This is a genomic window from Acuticoccus yangtzensis (assembly GCF_001927245.1).
Taxonomy (GTDB): Bacteria; Pseudomonadota; Alphaproteobacteria; order Rhizobiales; family Amorphaceae; genus Acuticoccus; species Acuticoccus yangtzensis.
This window is the reverse complement of the sequence record NZ_MJUX01000001.1, coordinates 234,901-249,208: the sequence shown is the minus strand read 5'-3', so window position 1 is coordinate 249,208 and position 14,308 is coordinate 234,901. Positions and strand designations below refer to the sequence as shown.

The window sequence follows — 14,308 nt, the reverse complement described above, 5'->3', positions numbered from 1 at the left end:
AGTTCGATGAAGCTGATCATTCGTCACGTCTGCGCCGCCGTCACCGGCGCGGCTCTGGCCGGCTCTGCGCTGACCTTCCCGGCGGGCCCGGCGTTCGCACAGGACGCCGCCGCCCCCCTCCAGCCGGTCCAGCCGGCGCCGCTCCAGCCCGTCCCCGCCGATCCGGACGCCGCGATGACCCCTCCCGAGGGGGCGATCGAGGTGCCCGACGTCTTCACCGGCGGCCCCCGCTCCGTCGCCGATCTCGCCGAGCACGTCATGGGCTCGGTGGTGAACGTGTCGACCACCGAGCGCGTCGAGGCCGAGCGGTCCACCCCGATGCCGGGCGCCGAGGGGGAGGGCGACGACGACGCCGAAGAACCCTACCGCGACTTCTTCGAGGACTTCTTCGGCGAAAATGGGCCGCCTCAGCGGCGCCGGGCGCAGTCGACCGGCTCCGGCTTCGTCATCTCGGCGGACGGTTTCGTCGTCACCAACAACCACGTCATCAAGGACGCCGAGGCGGTGGTGGTGAACTTCGCCGACGGCACCGTGCTTGACGCGGTCATCGTCGGCCGCGACCCCAAGACCGACATCGCCGTCCTGAAGGTGGAGCCGGAAGAGCCGCTGGCCCCGCTCGCCTTCGCCAACACCGAAGAGCTCCGCGTCGGCGACTGGGTGATGGCGATCGGCAATCCGTTCGGCCTCGGCGGTACGGTGACGATCGGCATCGTGTCGGCGCGCAACCGCAACCTGCGCTCCGGCCCCTACGACAATTTCATTCAGACCGACGCGGCCATCAACCAGGGCAATTCCGGCGGCCCCCTGTTCGACATGAACGGTGACGTCGTCGGCATCAACACGGCGATCATCTCGCGCTCTGGCGGGTCGGTCGGCATCGGCTTCGCCATCCCGGCGGAGATCGCCACCGCCGTCATCGGCCAATTGCGCGACTATGGCGAGACGCGCCGCGGCTGGCTCGGCGTGCGGCTGCAGACGGTGGACGCCGAGCTTGCCGAAAGTCTCGGCCTCGACAGGGCGCGCGGGGCCTTCGTGGCCGGCGTGACCGAAGGCGGACCGGCCGAAGCCGCGGGACTGCAGACCGGCGACGTCGTCCTCAGCTTCAACGGCAGCGACATCAACGAGATGCGCCAACTGCCGCTGATCGTCGCCCAGAGCGAGGTCGGCGCCACCGTGGACGTGGTGGTGCGGCGCGACGGCGAGGATGTGAGCCTTCCGGTCGAAATCGGTCTTCTCGCCGAGGACGAGGCGCGCGCCGCCCCCGAGGAGGTGGCGGCCGAGGAGCCCGCCGCCCCGGAGGAAACACCGGCGCCCGCCGATCCTGCGACCCTCGACAAGGTGACGCTTCTCGGCATGGGGCTCGCCACGATGACGGACGAGCTGCGCGCCGCCTACAGCATCAAGGACGATGTGACCGGCGTCGTGGTGGTCGACATCGAGGACGGCAGCGGCGCGGCGGACAAGCGCATCAGCGCCGGCGACGTGATCATCGAGGTCGGCCAGAAGGCGGTGACCTCGCCCCAAGAGGTCGCCGAGCAGATCGCGGCGCTGAAGGAGAGGAACCGCAACACGGCTCTCCTGACGCTTTCGAGTGCGAGCGGCGCGCTGCGCTTCACCGCCCTCAGGATCGAGGAGTGAGCCGAACGGCGCGGCACCGCTCGCGGGCTGCGCTCAGGCTCATCGCCGCACCGGCGTCGTTCGCGCTGGCCGTGATGGTCGGGAGCGTCGCGGCCGAAGCCCAGCAGGGACGGTTCCAGATCGAACCGTCCGGCCCCAACATCTTGCGGCTCGATCGCGAGACGGGCGCCATCGCGTCGTGTCAGCCGGGCGATGAGGGCTGGTCGTGTGAGACTCTCGTGCCGGCGGAGGCTCCTGACGCGCCCGCCGCAGGTCTCGCGGCTGAAAACCGGCGCCTCAAGGCCCGCGTCGAGGTGCTGGAGCGGCGCCTTGCGCGGATCAAGCGGATCGCCAACGGCGGCGAAGACACTGCGGCAGCGCCGGGCCCGCCCCCGGCCGGCAACGCACGCATCGGCACCGCGGGCGCCGAGCCTCTCGCGCCCGAAAGCGGCAAATCGGAGGAGGGTGCATCGACCGGCGACGCGCCTCGGCCGGCCGCGGTCCCGACCGACGAGATCCTGCGCGACATCGACCAGGCGGTCGAAGTGACGGGCTACGCGCTGCGCCAGTTCCGCGCCCTCGTGGACAGCCTGGCATCGGAGCCGCGTTGATCTCGCATACGACGATCGGCGAGGCGCAGGTGGAACGCATCGTCCACGGCCGCATCGACGTTGCGACCCGCGGCCCCGGCTTCACCGACGTGACCGGCGCCCTTGGTGCCTTCGTGCGCGAAAACCGCCTGATGGACGGTGTCGTCAGTGCCATTGTGTCGCACACCACCGCTTCGCTGACCGTGCAGGAAAACGCCGACCCGGACGTGCGGTTCGACCTCCTTCACGCTCTCGAACGGCTCGCCCCGCGGGGCGCCGCCTACCGCCACGATACCGAAGGGCCGGACGACATGCCCGGTCATATTAAGGCGCTGTTGACCGGCGCGACGGTGACGCTGCCGGTGGCCGGCGGTGCATTGCGCCTCGGCACCTGGCAGGCGCTCTACCTGGTCGAGCATCTCGACAATGGCCGCAATCGCCGCATTGACCTCACCTTTATTGGTCGCTAAGCAACTATTGGTTTAACTTTGTTTGTATTCAAGGTTGCCATGCACGCTTCGGCGTTGATAGCGTCGCGCAGAGTTCGGCGTTCGACTCTAGGGGTCTTGTAGATGTTGAGGCAAAAGCCGCCCTTCCATCAGGGCGATAACCACGACCCGGCAAGCGACTTCGATGCCACCTACGACCCGGCGGCGGCCGCAGCCGAGATCGACAGCGAGCTGCAGGCGGCCATCGAATACAAGATCGCGACGAGCGGCCTCGCCGGCGTCGCCACCGTCCTTCAGCTCTTGAACGAAGCCGTCCGACGGCACGTCTAACCGCCGCGCGAGGCGCTGCCGTGGCCGGCGTCACCGGCCTCTGCCGTGCCGCGGGCGCGCGAGGCTGAGCAGTCTGCACAATGCTTCTGCGGCATTGGCGCGCACCCACCCACCGCGATGCGCACCCACCCGCCGCGATGTGCACCATGCGCGCTCGCAACGCCGGCAGCGGCGCCAAAATCTGCTGCAAAGGGTGACGACTGGGGCCGATCGTGCCGCCGGCCGCGGGTGGGGGGCGAATTTCGACCGGCGTGGCAATCCGTTCGACTGTCACGGAACCGTCACCGCACCTACGCAAACCCGTTAAATCCACCCGCTATGGCGTCTTCAGTCACATGAGGGCCCCATGTCGGACATTCACGTTGAACAGATCACCAAGACCTTCGGCGGCCAGGCGGCGCTGAAGGGCGTGTCGGTCCACGTGGGGACCGGCGAGATGGTGGCGCTCATCGGCGCCTCCGGTTCGGGAAAATCGACCCTCATCCGCACCATTTCCGGCCTCGTCTCCGGCGACCGTACGGGCGGTTCGGTGCGCATCGGCGGCGTGGTGATGCAGGAGAACGGCCGCCTCTCGCCGCAGGCCAAGACGATCCGCGGCGGCGTCGGCGTGATCTTCCAGCAGTTCAACCTCGTCAGCCGCCTTTCGGTGCTGACCAACGTGCTGGTGGGCTTCCTCGGTCAGATCCCGGCTCTGCGCGGCACGTTCGCCCTCTTCACCCGCGAGGAGAAGATGAAGGCGTTGACCGCTCTCGACCGGGTGGGGATCGCCCATACGGCGCGCCGCCGGGCCTCCACGCTGTCGGGCGGTCAGCAGCAGCGCGCGGCCATCGCGCGCGCCCTCGTCCAGAACGCGCAGGTGATCCTGGCCGACGAGCCGATCGCCTCGCTGGACCCGGCGTCCGCCAAGAAGGTGATGGAGACCCTCGCCGCCATCAACCGCGACGAGGGGATCACCATCGTCGTATCGCTGCATCAGGTGGAATATGCGCGCCGCTACTGCCCGCGCACCATCGCGCTGCGCGACGGGATGGTGGCCTATGACGGCCCCTCGGCGGCGCTGACGAACGACTTTCTGAGAGAGCTTTACGGCGAGGCCTCCGAGGAGCTGGTGCTGCCCGATGCGCCGCTCCGCCCGGCCCCCGTCCGCGAAGGGATCATCGCCGGCCCGTCCCTGGCGACGGCCTGATCCGCCCCAAAAAATTCCCCATCAGGAGAAGCACGATGAACATCGTTAAGACGGTCGGCGCGGCCGCGCTCGCCCTCGCCGTCGCGGCCCCGGCCGTGGCGCAGGAGGTCACCGAGATCAATTTCGGTATCATTTCCACCGAGTCGCAGCAGAACCTGCGCGCCCAGTGGGAGCCCTTCCTCGAGGACATGCAGGCCGCGACCGGCCTGGAGGTCAACGCCTTCTTCGCGTCGGACTATGCCGGCGTCATCGAGGGCATGCGCTTCAACAAGGTGCAGGTGGCCTGGTACGGCAACAAGTCGGCCATGGAAGCGGTCGACCGGGCCGAGGGTGAAGTGTTCGTGCAGACCGTCGACGGGTCCGGCAACCCCGGCTACTGGTCGCTGATCCTGGCGCACAAGGACTCGCCGCTGAACTCGGTCGAGGATCTCCTCACCTGCGACAAGTCGCTGAACTTCGGCATCGGCGATCCCAACTCCACGTCCGGCTTCCTGGTGCCGACGACGTTCATCTTCGCCGCCAACGGCATCGACCCGCGCGACTGCTTCCGCACCGTGCGCAACGCCAACCACGAGACGAACGCGCTCGCGGTGGCGAACGGCCAGGTGGACGCGGCCACCAACAACACCGAGAACCTGGCGCGCATCGAGGCCGGCAACCCGGAAGCCTTCGCCAACATCAAGGTGATCTGGAAGTCGCCGCTGATCCCGTCCGACCCGATCGTGTGGCGCAAGGACCTGCCGGCCGACGTGAAGGAGAAGATCAAGACCTTCTTCCTGACCTACGGCACCGACGCTTCGACGGGTGACGTGGCGCACGAGAAGGAGGTCCTCGCCGGCCTCGCCTGGGCGCCGTTCCGCGAGTCGTCGGACGCGCAGCTTCTGCCGATCCGCGTTCTGGAGCTGTCGAAGGAGATCGCCGGCATCGAGGCCGACGACAGCCTGTCCGACGCCGACAAGGCCGCGAAGGTTGAAGAGCTCGAGGCCCAGAAGAAGGCCTTCGAGGACGAGATCGCCGCGCAGACCCAGGGCTGAGCCCCGGAACTGACGACCTCGGGCGGCGGGCCGGTTGGGCCCGCCGCCTTTTTGTTGGCGGGGGGCGCCCAAGCACGGGCGCCGCACCGCGATGGATGGACGCCCTTCGGGGCCAGGGGGACCGGCGATGAGTGATAGGGCATCGGCATCCGGCGGCGGCGCGCCGCTGCGCCACGGCGGGACGGACATCGCGTTGCAGTTGAAGCGGGACTGGGGGCAGACGCTGTCCGGCGCGGCGATCTGGATCGGCCTCGCGGCGCTCCTCGCCTGGAGCTGGTACCCGGCGGAGATGGACCGCTGGACCTATCTCATCACCGACTTCGACAACATGCGCCAATATGGGGCGGAGTTCACCGAGCCGAACTTCCGCGATTGGGACTATTATCTGCGCGAGATGGTCGTCACCGTGCAGATCGCGTTGTGGGGCACCATTCTGGCGGTGGCGGCGGCGGTGCCGTTCGGCATCCTGTGCTCGCACAACATGGTGCCGTGGTGGGTGTGGCAGCCGGTGCGCCGCCTGATGGACGCCTTCCGCGCGATTCACGAGATCGTCTTCGCTGTGCTCTTCGTGGTGGCGGTCGGTCTCGGCCCCTTCGCGGGGGTGATGGCGCTCTTCATCCACACCACGGGCATTCTGGCGAAGCTGTTCTCGGAGGCGGTGGAGGCGATCGACCCGCATCCGGTGGAGGGCATCCGCGCCACGGGGGCGACGAAGATCGAGGAGGTGGTCTTCGGCGTCATCCCGCAGGTTCTGCCGCTGTGGCTGAGCTATGCGCTCTACCGCTTCGAATCCAACGTGCGCTCGGCGACGGTGCTGGGGGTGATCGGCGCGGGCGGCATCGGCCAGGTGCTCTTCGAATCGATCCGCGGCTTCTATTATCCTGAAGCGTCGGCGATCCTGATCATCGTCATCGCGACGGTGGTGCTGACGGATCTTCTGTCCCAGCGCCTGCGCCGCCTCGTCACCTGAGCGGGTTGACGCGGGCGCCGCCAGCTTCATCATCGCCTCAAACGAAACGAGGGGCCGGTTGGCCCTGCCTGAGGAGATGCCCCATGCCCCTTTATGAACTGAACGGCGTTCGTCCGCGCTTGCCGGCGGACGGCTCGGCCTGGATCGCGCCGGGCGCGCACGTGATGGGTGACGTGGAGCTGGGCGAGGGTGTCGGCGTGTGGTTCGGCGCGGTGCTGCGGGGCGACAATACGACGATCACCGTCGGCGCGGGCACGAACATCCAAGAGCACACGATGATCCACGTCGACCCCGGCTTTCCGGCGACGATCGGCACCACGGTGACCATCGGCCACAGGGCGATCGTGCACGGCTGCACGGTGGGCGACAATTCGCTCATCGGCATGGGGGCGATCGTCCTGAACGGGGCGAAGATCGGGAAGAATTGCATCATCGGCGCGGGGGCGTTGATCACCGAGGGCAAGGAGATCCCGGACAACAGCCTGGTGGTGGGCGCGCCGGGCAAGGTGATCCGCCAACTCGACGAGGCGACGGCTGCGGGGCTACGCCAGCAGGCGCTGCGCTACGTGGCCAATGCCGAGATGTTCGCCGCCGGTTTGAAAGAGATCGAGATGGAGGCCGTGGGCTGACCCGCCGTCAGAGCGCCGAGAGGACGGCGAGGACGGTGTAGAGGCCGATCTGCGTCAGGCCCGCGCGGCCGATGAGAGCCGTGCCGCGGGCGATATCATCGAGCCGGGCGGTGCGGCCGCCGCGGTTGAGGCGCACGCCATCCAGCATGCGGCCCTGGTAGCGGCGCGGACCGCCGAGCTCGACCTTCAGCGCCACGGCGAGCGCCGCCTCCGGCCAGCCCGCATTGGGCGACACGTGGCGCCGCGCGCTGGCGGCGACCGCCGACCAGCGGCGCCAAACGTGCGGCCGCTGCAGGGCGATGAGGACGGCGGCGAGCCGGGCGGGGACGTAGTTGGCGGCATCGTCGGTGCGCGCGGCGGCCCAGCCGAAGGCTTTGTGGCGCGGGGTTTTGTGGCCGATCATCGAGTCGGCGGTGTTGATGCCTTTGTAGAGGATCAGCCCCGGCAGGCCGAGGACGGCGAACCAGAAGACCGGCGCCACCACACCGTCCGAGAAGTTTTCACCCAAGGATTCCAGGGCGGCGCGGGAGACGGCGCCGGCGTCCATCTCGGCCGTGTCGCGGCCGACGATGAGGCCGACCCGTGCGCGCGCCGTGGCAAGATCCGGCGCGGCGGCCACGGCGCTGACGTGCTCGATCAGGCTTTTGTGAGCGATGAAGATGGAGGCGACGGCGGCCGTCAGGAGGACGCCGACGGGGCCGCCCGGAAGCAGCGCCTCGATGAGGCCGCCGGCGAAGAAGCACACCGCGGACAGGGCGGCCAGGGCGAGGACGCCGCGCGCGCGCGTGCCGTTGTTGAGACGCGCGTCCAGCCGGCTGATCAGGGCGCCGATCCAGGTGATGGGATGGCCGGTGCGGCGCCAGAGGGCGGCCGGTTCGCCGACCAGCATGTCGGCGGCGAGGGCGAGGGGAACGGCGAAGGCGGTCATGGGCGGATCGTCAGGCGTTGTCCGGGCGGGCCGCGATGGCGGCGAGGGCGGCTTCGAGGCGGGGGAGGTGCGGACCGGGGAGGCCAATCCTCAGCCAGGTGGGGGCGTAGGGGAAGGCGCGGGTCCAGATGGCGTGACGGGCGAGGGCGCGCTGCAGCGCCGCGGCGTCCGGCGTTTCGACCAGGCGGAAGAGGGCCGTGCCGCCAACGACGGTGAGGCCTGCGGCGGTCAGCACCGTGTCGAGCTCGGCCGCCTCGCGGGTGAGCCGGGCGCGCATGGCGGTGGCCCATGCGTTGTCGGCGAGGGCGGCGGCGCCGGTGACGAGGGCGGGCGCGGGGACGGCCCAGGGGCCGAGCGCCTCTGCGAGCCGGGCGATGACGGGGGCGGGGCCGATCGCGAAGCCCAGACGCAGGCCCGGCAGACCGTAGAATTTGCCGAAGCTTCTCAGGACGATTGTGCCGGAGAGGCGAGCAGCGGTGACCTCCGGCGTGAGATCGCCGAACGCCTCGTCGACGACGAGGCGGACGGTGCCGGGCGCGCCCGCGGAGGCGAAGGCGGCGAGCGTCTCCTGCGGCACCACGCGGCCGGTGGGGTTGTTCGGGTTGACGACCACGGCGAGGCCGTCCGTGGGAAGCGTCGTCGCCTCGGTGGTCGGGGCGTGGCGGGACCAGACGGCGGCGTGCTCGGCGTAGGTGGGACCGAGCACGGTCACGCGGTCGGCGGGCAGGACGTGAGGCAGCCACTGGATGATCGCCTGCGTGCCGGGGGCGGCGAGAATGGCGGCATCGTCCGGCACGCGGTAGGTGCTGCGGGCGGCGGCGATGAGGCGATCCTCGTCGGCGCGCTGTGGCAGGCGCTTCAGGGCGGCGGCGTCGTGAACGGCCGGGAAGGCATGCGGGTTGATGCCGGTGGAGAGGTCCAGCCAGCCGTGCGCGGCGGCGGCGGCCGATCCGGCGAGGCGGGCGGCGTCGCCGAGGTCGCCGCCGTGGGGGATGGCGCTGGCGTCACCGGGGCGCGTGCCGGCGGGGCTGGGCGGGGAGGCGGGATCGGATGTCATCGCGTGCGGACCATGGCGCCCGCGGCCGCCGGCCACAAGCGCGAGCCGGGACGAATGCGGCGATGCCCAACGAAAAGGCGCGCGAAGGATTGCGGGCGCGACGAAACGGCCGCGCACATCGCGCGGGCACAACGAATACGCCGCGCACCGGCCGCGAGCCCGAACGAAAAAGGCCGCGCACGGGGCGCGGCCTCGACGTGTCCGGCGCGGCGGGCGCGCCGGACAATGCGGTCCGATTAGACCGAGTAATACATGTCGAACTCGACCGGGTGCGGGGTCATCTCGTAGCGCATGTTCTCTTCCATCTTCAGCTCGATATAGGCATCGATCTGATCGTCGTCGAACACGCCGCCGGCCTTCAGGTACTCGCGGTCTGCGTCGACGGCGCCGAGCGCCTCACGCAGCGAGCCGCAGACGGTCGGGATGCCGGCGAGCTCCTCGGGCGGCAAGTCGTAGAGGTCCTTGTCCATCGGGTCGCCCGGATGGATGCGGTTCTTGATGCCGTCGAGGCCGGCCATGCACATGGCGGCATAGGCGAGGTAGGGGTTCGCGGCCGGATCCGGGAAACGGACTTCGAGGCGCTTGCCCTTCGGCGAGGAGGAGATGGGGATGCGGCAGGAGGCCGAGCGGTTACGCGCCGAGTAGGCGAGCAGGACCGGCGCTTCGTAGCCCGGGACCAGACGCTTGTAGGAGTTGGTCGACGGGTTGGTGAAGGCGTTCAGCGACTTGGCGTGCTTCAGGATACCGCCGATGTAGAACAGGCAGTTCTCCGAAAGGTCGGCATAGAGATTGCCGGCGAAGGTCGGCTGGCCGTCTTTCCAGATGGACTGGTGGACGTGCATGCCGGTGCCGTTGTCGCCGAAGACGGGCTTCGGCATGAACGTCGCGGTCTTGCCGTAGGCGTGCGCGACCTGGTGCACGACGTACTTGTAGATCTGCATGGAGTCGGCGACGCGGGTGAGCGTCTCGAACTTCAGGCCGAGCTCGTGCTGTGCGGCGGCGACTTCGTGGTGGTGCTTTTCGACCTTCACACCCATTTCGGCCATGACCGAGAGCATCTCGGAGCGCATGTCCTGGAGCGAATCGATCGGCGGGACCGGGAAGTAGCCACCCTTGGTGCGGGGGCGGTGACCCATGTTGCCGATTTCGTATTCGGTGTCCATGTTGGACGGCAGCTCGGTGGAGTCGAGCTTGAAGCCGGTGTTGTAGGGGTCGGCCTTGAAGCGCACGTCGTCGAAGACGAAGAATTCGGCTTCCGGACCCATCGTGATGGTGTCGCCGAAGCCGCCGGACTTCACGTAGGCCTCGGCGCGTTTGGCCGTGGAGCGCGGATCGCGGTTATAACCCTCACCGGTGCCCGGCTCCAGGATGTCGCAGACGAGGCACATCGTGGTCTGGGCGAAGAAGGGGTCGATGTAGGCCGTCTCGGGATCCGGCATGAGGATCATGTCGGATTCGTTGATCGCCTTCCAACCAGCGATGGACGAGCCATCGAACATGGTGCCGTCGGCGAACAGGTCTTCGTCGACGAGGGAGGTGTCCATCGTGACGTGCTGCATCTTGCCGCGCGGGTCGGTGAAGCGCAGATCGACGTACTTGACGTCTTTGTCCTTGATATCCTTGAGGATGTCTTGCGCTGTGGTCATTCGCGTATGGCTCTCTCTCTTGCGCTTCTGTGGTTAGATCGCATCCTCACCGACTTCGCCGGTGCGGATACGGATGGCGTCCTCGACGGGGAGGACGAAGATCTTGCCGTCGCCGATCCGGCCGGTCTGGGCGGCGTTACGGATGGCGTCGACGGCAGCGGGCATAAGGCTGTCGGGAACGATCAGCTCGATTTTTACCTTGGGCAGGAAATCGACGACATACTCCGCGCCGCGATAGAGTTCGGTATGGCCTTTCTGACGCCCGAACCCGCGTGCTTCAAGCACGGTTATGCCTTGAAGCCCCACCTCTTGCAGCGCCTCCTTCACCTCGTCCAACTTGAACGGCTTAATAATGGCTTCGATCTTCTTCATGACACCCCGCTCAGCGGCGGACGGACGACCCGGCCCGCTGGACTGGCGCGATGATGCAGAGACCATGCCAACAGTTCCAGTCACCGTTTGTCGTGTTTTCGGGCACTTGCCGCCTAGGGAGGCAATTTTAATGGCGTATTTGTGGGCAACGTGCGCGGAAAATGCGCAATGACGCGATCTGCCCCCGATTTCGCGCTCCCGACACCGCGGCAGATGAACGTGATCGACCAGGCCGCGGTGGACGGCGGCATCGGCTTCGATGCGCTGATGGAGCGGGCCGGACGCGCCGTCGCGGAGGTCGTCGCCCGCCATACGCCTGCCGGTGCGCCGATCCTGGTGTTGGCGGGGCCGGGCAACAATGGCGGGGACGCCTTCGTCGCCGCGCGGATCCTGTCCGAATGGGGGCAGTTCGTGTCGCTGATCGACCTGTCCGGCGGGGCGGGGGAGCTCGTCGCCGGGGCGGCGCGGGCGGCCTATCACGGCACGGTGGCCGAGGTGGCGGGCGATGCGCTTGAGCGGGCCGAGGTGATCGTCGACGGGCTCTTCGGCGGCGGGCTTGCGCGTGACGTTGCGGGGACGTTCGCCGAGGTGGTGCGCCGGGTGAACGCGCGGCCGCGCGTGGTGGTGGCGATCGACGTGCCGAGCGGGGTCGACGGGGCGACGGGCGAGGTGCGCGGCACGGCGGTCGAGGCGCGCCACACGGTGACGTTCCAGCGCCGCAGGCCGGGTCACCTGCTGCTGCCGGGGCGTGACCTGTGCGGCGAGGTGATCGTCGCCGATATCGGCATTCCGGACGCGGCCGTGGCGGCGGCGGCATGCCGGACCTTCGTCAACGTTCCGGCCCTGTGGCGCGACGCGCGGCCGGTGCTGGCGCTGGCCGGCCACAAATATGACCGCGGCCATGCGGTGGTGGTGTCCGGGCCGATGACGGCGACGGGCGCGGCGCGGATGGCGGCGGCCTCGGCGCTGCGCACGGGGGCGGGGCTCGTCACCATGGCCTCGCCGGGGGATGCGCTGCTGGTCAACGCCCATCACCTGACGGCGGTCATGCTGGAGCGGGCCGACGGGGCGGAGGGGCTGGCGGCATCCCTGGCCGACAAGCGGCGCAATGCGGTGTGTCTTGGCCCGGGTCTTCCGGCGGGTGAAGCGACGCGCGAAATGGTGCGTGCGGCGCTGGCGGCCCCGGCGCGGGCGGTGCTGGATGCCGGCGCGCTGACCGCCTTCGCGGGTGATCCCGATGCCTTGTGCGCGCTGACGAAGGGGCCCGGCGCGGTTCTGACCCCCCATGCCGGCGAGTTCGCCCGGCTGTTCGGCGCCCCGGAGGGCGGGAAGCTGGCGGCCGCGCGGCGGGCGGCGGAGGCGAGCGGGGCCGTGGTCGTCCTCAAAGGCCCCGACACGGTGATCGCCGCGCCTGACGGGCGGGCGGCGATCGGCGAGAATGCGCCGCCGTGGCTGGCGACGGCGGGGGCGGGGGACGTCCTCGCGGGGATGATCACCGCCTTCCTCGCGCTGGGGGTCGCCTATTTCGAGGCGGCGGCGATGGGGGTGTGGCTGCACGGAGACGTGGCGCAGCGTGTCGGGCCGGGACTGATCGCGACCGATCTGATCGCCAATCTGCGCCATGCGCGTGCCGCCTTCGATCATGTTTGACCGCAACGCCCCTGCGGCTTTATAGCGGGCGCCGCGCGGGTGTGGCGGAACTGGTAGACGCACCAGATTTAGGTTCTGGCGCCGCAAGGTGTGGGGGTTCGAGTCCCTCCACCCGCACCATGTTTCTGCTCTACCGGCCTTCGGCCTACTTGAGAGCGGTCGGGGTTTTCGGCGCTATCGGCCTTCGGCCTGCTTGAGAGCGGTGGGGGCGCGTCGTGACCGCCTTGCGGGCCTGCTTTGGTCGCTGCCTCGTTTGGGGCGCTGGCGGTTTTCTCATCATTTTGCACCTCAGTCGGGCGCAACGCCGACATTCCCCCGTGTCACGCCATTGACACCGGTGGCTTGCGGCGCGACATGGAGCGTCCTCCCCCACAACAGATTTTGGTGCTGCGGAAAGTGAACCCGATGGAAGTGACGGAAACCCGTGCTGAGGGTCTCGCGCGGGAACTTAAGGTGACGGTTCCCGCAGCGACCCTCGACGCGCGTCTGAACACCTATCTCGACGACCTGCGTCAGAAGGTCCGCCTGAAGGGATTCCGGCCGGGCAAGGTGCCCATGGCCCACCTGAAGAAGATGTACGGCCGTTCGGCGATGGCCGAGGTCATCAACGACGTGATGACCGAGTCCGTGCGCGGCGCGGTCGAGGGCCGCGACGAGAAGCCGGCCCTTCAGCCCGACGTCGATGTCGACGAAGGCTCGATGGCCGACGTGATGGACGGCAAGAGCGACCTGTCCTTCGCCGTGAAGTACGAGGTCCTGCCGGAGATCGAGGTCGCCGGGCTCGATGCGATCACGGTCGAGAAGCCGGTCTATGAGGTTCCCGAGGAGGAGCTTCAGGAAGAGCTGACGAAGCTCGCCGCGAACTACAAGGATTATGAGCCCGTCGATCGGCCGGCTCAGGACGGTGACCGTCTGAAGATCGACTTCGTCGGCAAGATCGACGGCGAGCCCTTCGAGGGTGGTTCGGCCGAAGGGATCGACATCGTCATCGGTCAAGGCCGGTTCATTCCGGGCTTCGAGGAGCAGCTTCTCGGCTTCGTGCCGGGTCTCGCTCTCGTTCGCGTGACCTTCCCCGAGGACTACGGCGCGACCCACCTCGCCGGTAAGCCGGCCGAGTTCGACGTGACGATCCACGAGATCGCCGCGCCGAAGGACACCGTGCTCGACGATGCGTTCGCCGAGAAGCTGGGCCTCGAGAGCCTGGAGAAGCTGCGCGAGGCCCTGAAGGGCGAGATGCAGCGCTCCTACGACACGGCGAGCCGGGCCAAGGTGAAGCGCGCCCTGCTCGACGCGCTGGACGAGAAGTTCAAGTTCGAGCTGCCGCAGAAGCTGGTGGAGACCGAGTTCGACTCGATCTGGCGCCAGGTCGATGCCGAGATGAAGCAGAAGGGCGAGTCCTTCGACGCGTCTCTGGCGGACGATGCGGACGGCTCCGAGGCGAAGACCCGCGCCGACTATCAGGCGATCGCCGAACGCCGCGTGCGTCTCGGCCTCCTGCTGTCGGAGGTCGGCCAGAAGGCCGAGGTTCAGGTGACCGACGAGGAAGTGCAGCGCGCGCTTCAGGAGCGGATGCAGCAGTTCCCGGGCCAGGAGCGGCAGGTTCTGCAATATTACCAGCAGAACCCGCAGGCGATCGCCTCCCTTCGCGCGCCGATCTTCGAAGACAAGGTCGTCGATTACATTCTCGAGCTTGCGACCGTGAACACTCTTCCGGTGTCCAAGGACGAGCTTCTGAAGGGCATGGACGAGGACGAGCACGATCACGCGCATGACCACGATCATGACCATGGCCACGATCATCACCACCATCATGATCATGACCACGATCATCACCACCACGATCACTAGGC

14 protein-coding genes and 1 tRNA gene are annotated in these 14,308 nt (G+C 68.5%); 11 read left to right on the top strand and 4 right to left on the bottom strand.

What is annotated here, in order from left to right; translation table 11 throughout:
* The first annotated feature begins 6 nt into the window (after nucleotides 1-6).
* From BIX52_RS01080 to BIX52_RS01045, 8 genes are all read left to right on the top strand, one after another.
* Nucleotides 7-1,638: a Do family serine endopeptidase gene (locus tag BIX52_RS01080; RefSeq protein WP_075219178.1), complete on the top strand. Its 1,632-nt coding sequence runs from the start codon at nucleotides 7-9 to the stop codon at nucleotides 1,636-1,638.
* Nucleotides 1,635-2,228: a hypothetical protein gene (locus tag BIX52_RS23175; RefSeq protein WP_075219177.1), complete on the top strand. Its 594-nt coding sequence runs from the start codon at nucleotides 1,635-1,637 to the stop codon at nucleotides 2,226-2,228. The genes BIX52_RS01080 and BIX52_RS23175 overlap by 4 nt, the downstream gene beginning before the upstream one ends.
* Nucleotides 2,225-2,677 (top strand): secondary thiamine-phosphate synthase enzyme YjbQ, encoded by a 453-nt coding sequence (locus tag BIX52_RS01070; RefSeq protein WP_157956177.1) that lies wholly within the window; start codon nucleotides 2,225-2,227, stop codon nucleotides 2,675-2,677. Before BIX52_RS23175 ends, BIX52_RS01070 begins: the two co-directional genes overlap by 4 nt.
* A gap of 102 nt (nucleotides 2,678-2,779) precedes the next feature.
* Nucleotides 2,780-2,986, top strand: a complete 207-nt coding sequence (locus BIX52_RS01065) for a hypothetical protein (RefSeq protein WP_075219175.1) — start codon at nucleotides 2,780-2,782, stop codon at nucleotides 2,984-2,986.
* A gap of 346 nt (nucleotides 2,987-3,332) precedes the next feature.
* Entirely contained in the window at nucleotides 3,333-4,172 is an 840-nt protein-coding gene (phnC, locus tag BIX52_RS01060; RefSeq protein ID WP_075219174.1) for a phosphonate ABC transporter ATP-binding protein, read from the top strand.
* 35 nt (nucleotides 4,173-4,207) lie between these two features.
* Nucleotides 4,208-5,206: a phosphonate ABC transporter substrate-binding protein gene (gene phnD / locus BIX52_RS01055; protein WP_075219173.1), complete on the top strand. Its 999-nt coding sequence runs from the start codon at nucleotides 4,208-4,210 to the stop codon at nucleotides 5,204-5,206.
* Between the two features lie 127 nt (nucleotides 5,207-5,333).
* Nucleotides 5,334-6,176 (top strand): phosphonate ABC transporter, permease protein PhnE, encoded by an 843-nt coding sequence (gene phnE, locus BIX52_RS01050; RefSeq protein WP_083659917.1) that lies wholly within the window; start codon nucleotides 5,334-5,336, stop codon nucleotides 6,174-6,176.
* An 83-nt stretch (nucleotides 6,177-6,259) separates the two neighbouring features.
* Nucleotides 6,260-6,805: a gamma carbonic anhydrase family protein gene (locus tag BIX52_RS01045; RefSeq protein WP_075219172.1), complete on the top strand. Its 546-nt coding sequence runs from the start codon at nucleotides 6,260-6,262 to the stop codon at nucleotides 6,803-6,805.
* Between the two features lie 7 nt (nucleotides 6,806-6,812).
* Here the strand turns inward: BIX52_RS01045 and cbiB are convergent, their stop codons facing one another.
* The 4 genes from cbiB to BIX52_RS01025 all read right to left on the bottom strand — a co-directional run bounded on the left by cbiB (nucleotide 6,813) and on the right by BIX52_RS01025 (nucleotide 10,808).
* The gene (gene cbiB, locus BIX52_RS01040; RefSeq protein WP_075219171.1) at nucleotides 6,813-7,733 is read right to left on the bottom strand and encodes an adenosylcobinamide-phosphate synthase CbiB; all 921 of its coding nucleotides are present in this window, start codon (nucleotides 7,731-7,733) and stop codon (nucleotides 6,813-6,815) included.
* A 10-nt stretch (nucleotides 7,734-7,743) separates the two neighbouring features.
* Nucleotides 7,744-8,790: a threonine-phosphate decarboxylase CobD gene (gene cobD / locus BIX52_RS01035; protein WP_205647667.1), complete on the bottom strand. Its 1,047-nt coding sequence runs from the start codon at nucleotides 8,788-8,790 to the stop codon at nucleotides 7,744-7,746.
* A gap of 236 nt (nucleotides 8,791-9,026) precedes the next feature.
* Nucleotides 9,027-10,436 (bottom strand): type I glutamate--ammonia ligase, encoded by a 1,410-nt coding sequence (gene glnA / locus BIX52_RS01030; RefSeq protein ID WP_075219170.1) that lies wholly within the window; start codon nucleotides 10,434-10,436, stop codon nucleotides 9,027-9,029.
* A gap of 33 nt (nucleotides 10,437-10,469) precedes the next feature.
* Nucleotides 10,470-10,808, bottom strand: coding sequence for a P-II family nitrogen regulator (locus tag BIX52_RS01025; protein WP_075219169.1), 339 nt, complete (start codon nucleotides 10,806-10,808; stop codon nucleotides 10,470-10,472).
* A gap of 168 nt (nucleotides 10,809-10,976) precedes the next feature.
* Here BIX52_RS01025 and BIX52_RS01020 point away from each other — a divergent pair, with 168 nt between their 5' ends.
* From BIX52_RS01020 to tig, 3 genes are all read left to right on the top strand, one after another.
* The gene (locus BIX52_RS01020) at nucleotides 10,977-12,458 is read left to right on the top strand and encodes a bifunctional ADP-dependent NAD(P)H-hydrate dehydratase/NAD(P)H-hydrate epimerase (RefSeq protein ID WP_075219168.1); all 1,482 of its coding nucleotides are present in this window, start codon (nucleotides 10,977-10,979) and stop codon (nucleotides 12,456-12,458) included.
* A 35-nt stretch (nucleotides 12,459-12,493) separates the two neighbouring features.
* Nucleotides 12,494-12,578: transfer RNA gene (locus BIX52_RS01015), tRNA-Leu, on the top strand.
* Between the two features lie 234 nt (nucleotides 12,579-12,812).
* Nucleotides 12,813-14,306, top strand: coding sequence for a trigger factor (gene tig / locus BIX52_RS01010; protein WP_342743804.1), 1,494 nt, complete (start codon nucleotides 12,813-12,815; stop codon nucleotides 14,304-14,306).
* The last annotated feature ends 2 nt before the right edge of the window (nucleotides 14,307-14,308 follow it).

What these genes read in the sequence shown, in the direction of transcription:
- BIX52_RS01080 (WP_075219178.1), top strand. Translation starts at nt 7, where the DNA reads ATGAAGCTGATCATTCGTCACGTCTGCGCCGCCGTCACCGGCGCGGCT.
- BIX52_RS01065 (WP_075219175.1), top strand. Translation starts at nt 2,780, where the DNA reads ATGTTGAGGCAAAAGCCGCCCTTCCATCAGGGCGATAACCACGACCCG.
- phnC (WP_075219174.1), top strand. Translation starts at nt 3,333, where the DNA reads ATGTCGGACATTCACGTTGAACAGATCACCAAGACCTTCGGCGGCCAG.
- phnD (WP_075219173.1), top strand. Translation starts at nt 4,208, where the DNA reads ATGAACATCGTTAAGACGGTCGGCGCGGCCGCGCTCGCCCTCGCCGTC.
- phnE (WP_083659917.1), top strand. Translation starts at nt 5,334, where the DNA reads ATGAGTGATAGGGCATCGGCATCCGGCGGCGGCGCGCCGCTGCGCCAC.
- BIX52_RS01045 (WP_075219172.1), top strand. Translation starts at nt 6,260, where the DNA reads ATGCCCCTTTATGAACTGAACGGCGTTCGTCCGCGCTTGCCGGCGGAC.
- cbiB (WP_075219171.1), bottom strand. Translation starts at nt 7,733, where the DNA reads ATGACCGCCTTCGCCGTTCCCCTCGCCCTCGCCGCCGACATGCTGGTC.
- cobD (WP_205647667.1), bottom strand. Translation starts at nt 8,790, where the DNA reads ATGACATCCGATCCCGCCTCCCCGCCCAGCCCCGCCGGCACGCGCCCC.
- glnA (WP_075219170.1), bottom strand. Translation starts at nt 10,436, where the DNA reads ATGACCACAGCGCAAGACATCCTCAAGGATATCAAGGACAAAGACGTC.
- BIX52_RS01025 (WP_075219169.1), bottom strand. Translation starts at nt 10,808, where the DNA reads ATGAAGAAGATCGAAGCCATTATTAAGCCGTTCAAGTTGGACGAGGTG.
- BIX52_RS01020 (WP_075219168.1), top strand. Translation starts at nt 10,977, where the DNA reads ATGACGCGATCTGCCCCCGATTTCGCGCTCCCGACACCGCGGCAGATG.
- tig (WP_342743804.1), top strand. Translation starts at nt 12,813, where the DNA reads ATGGAGCGTCCTCCCCCACAACAGATTTTGGTGCTGCGGAAAGTGAAC.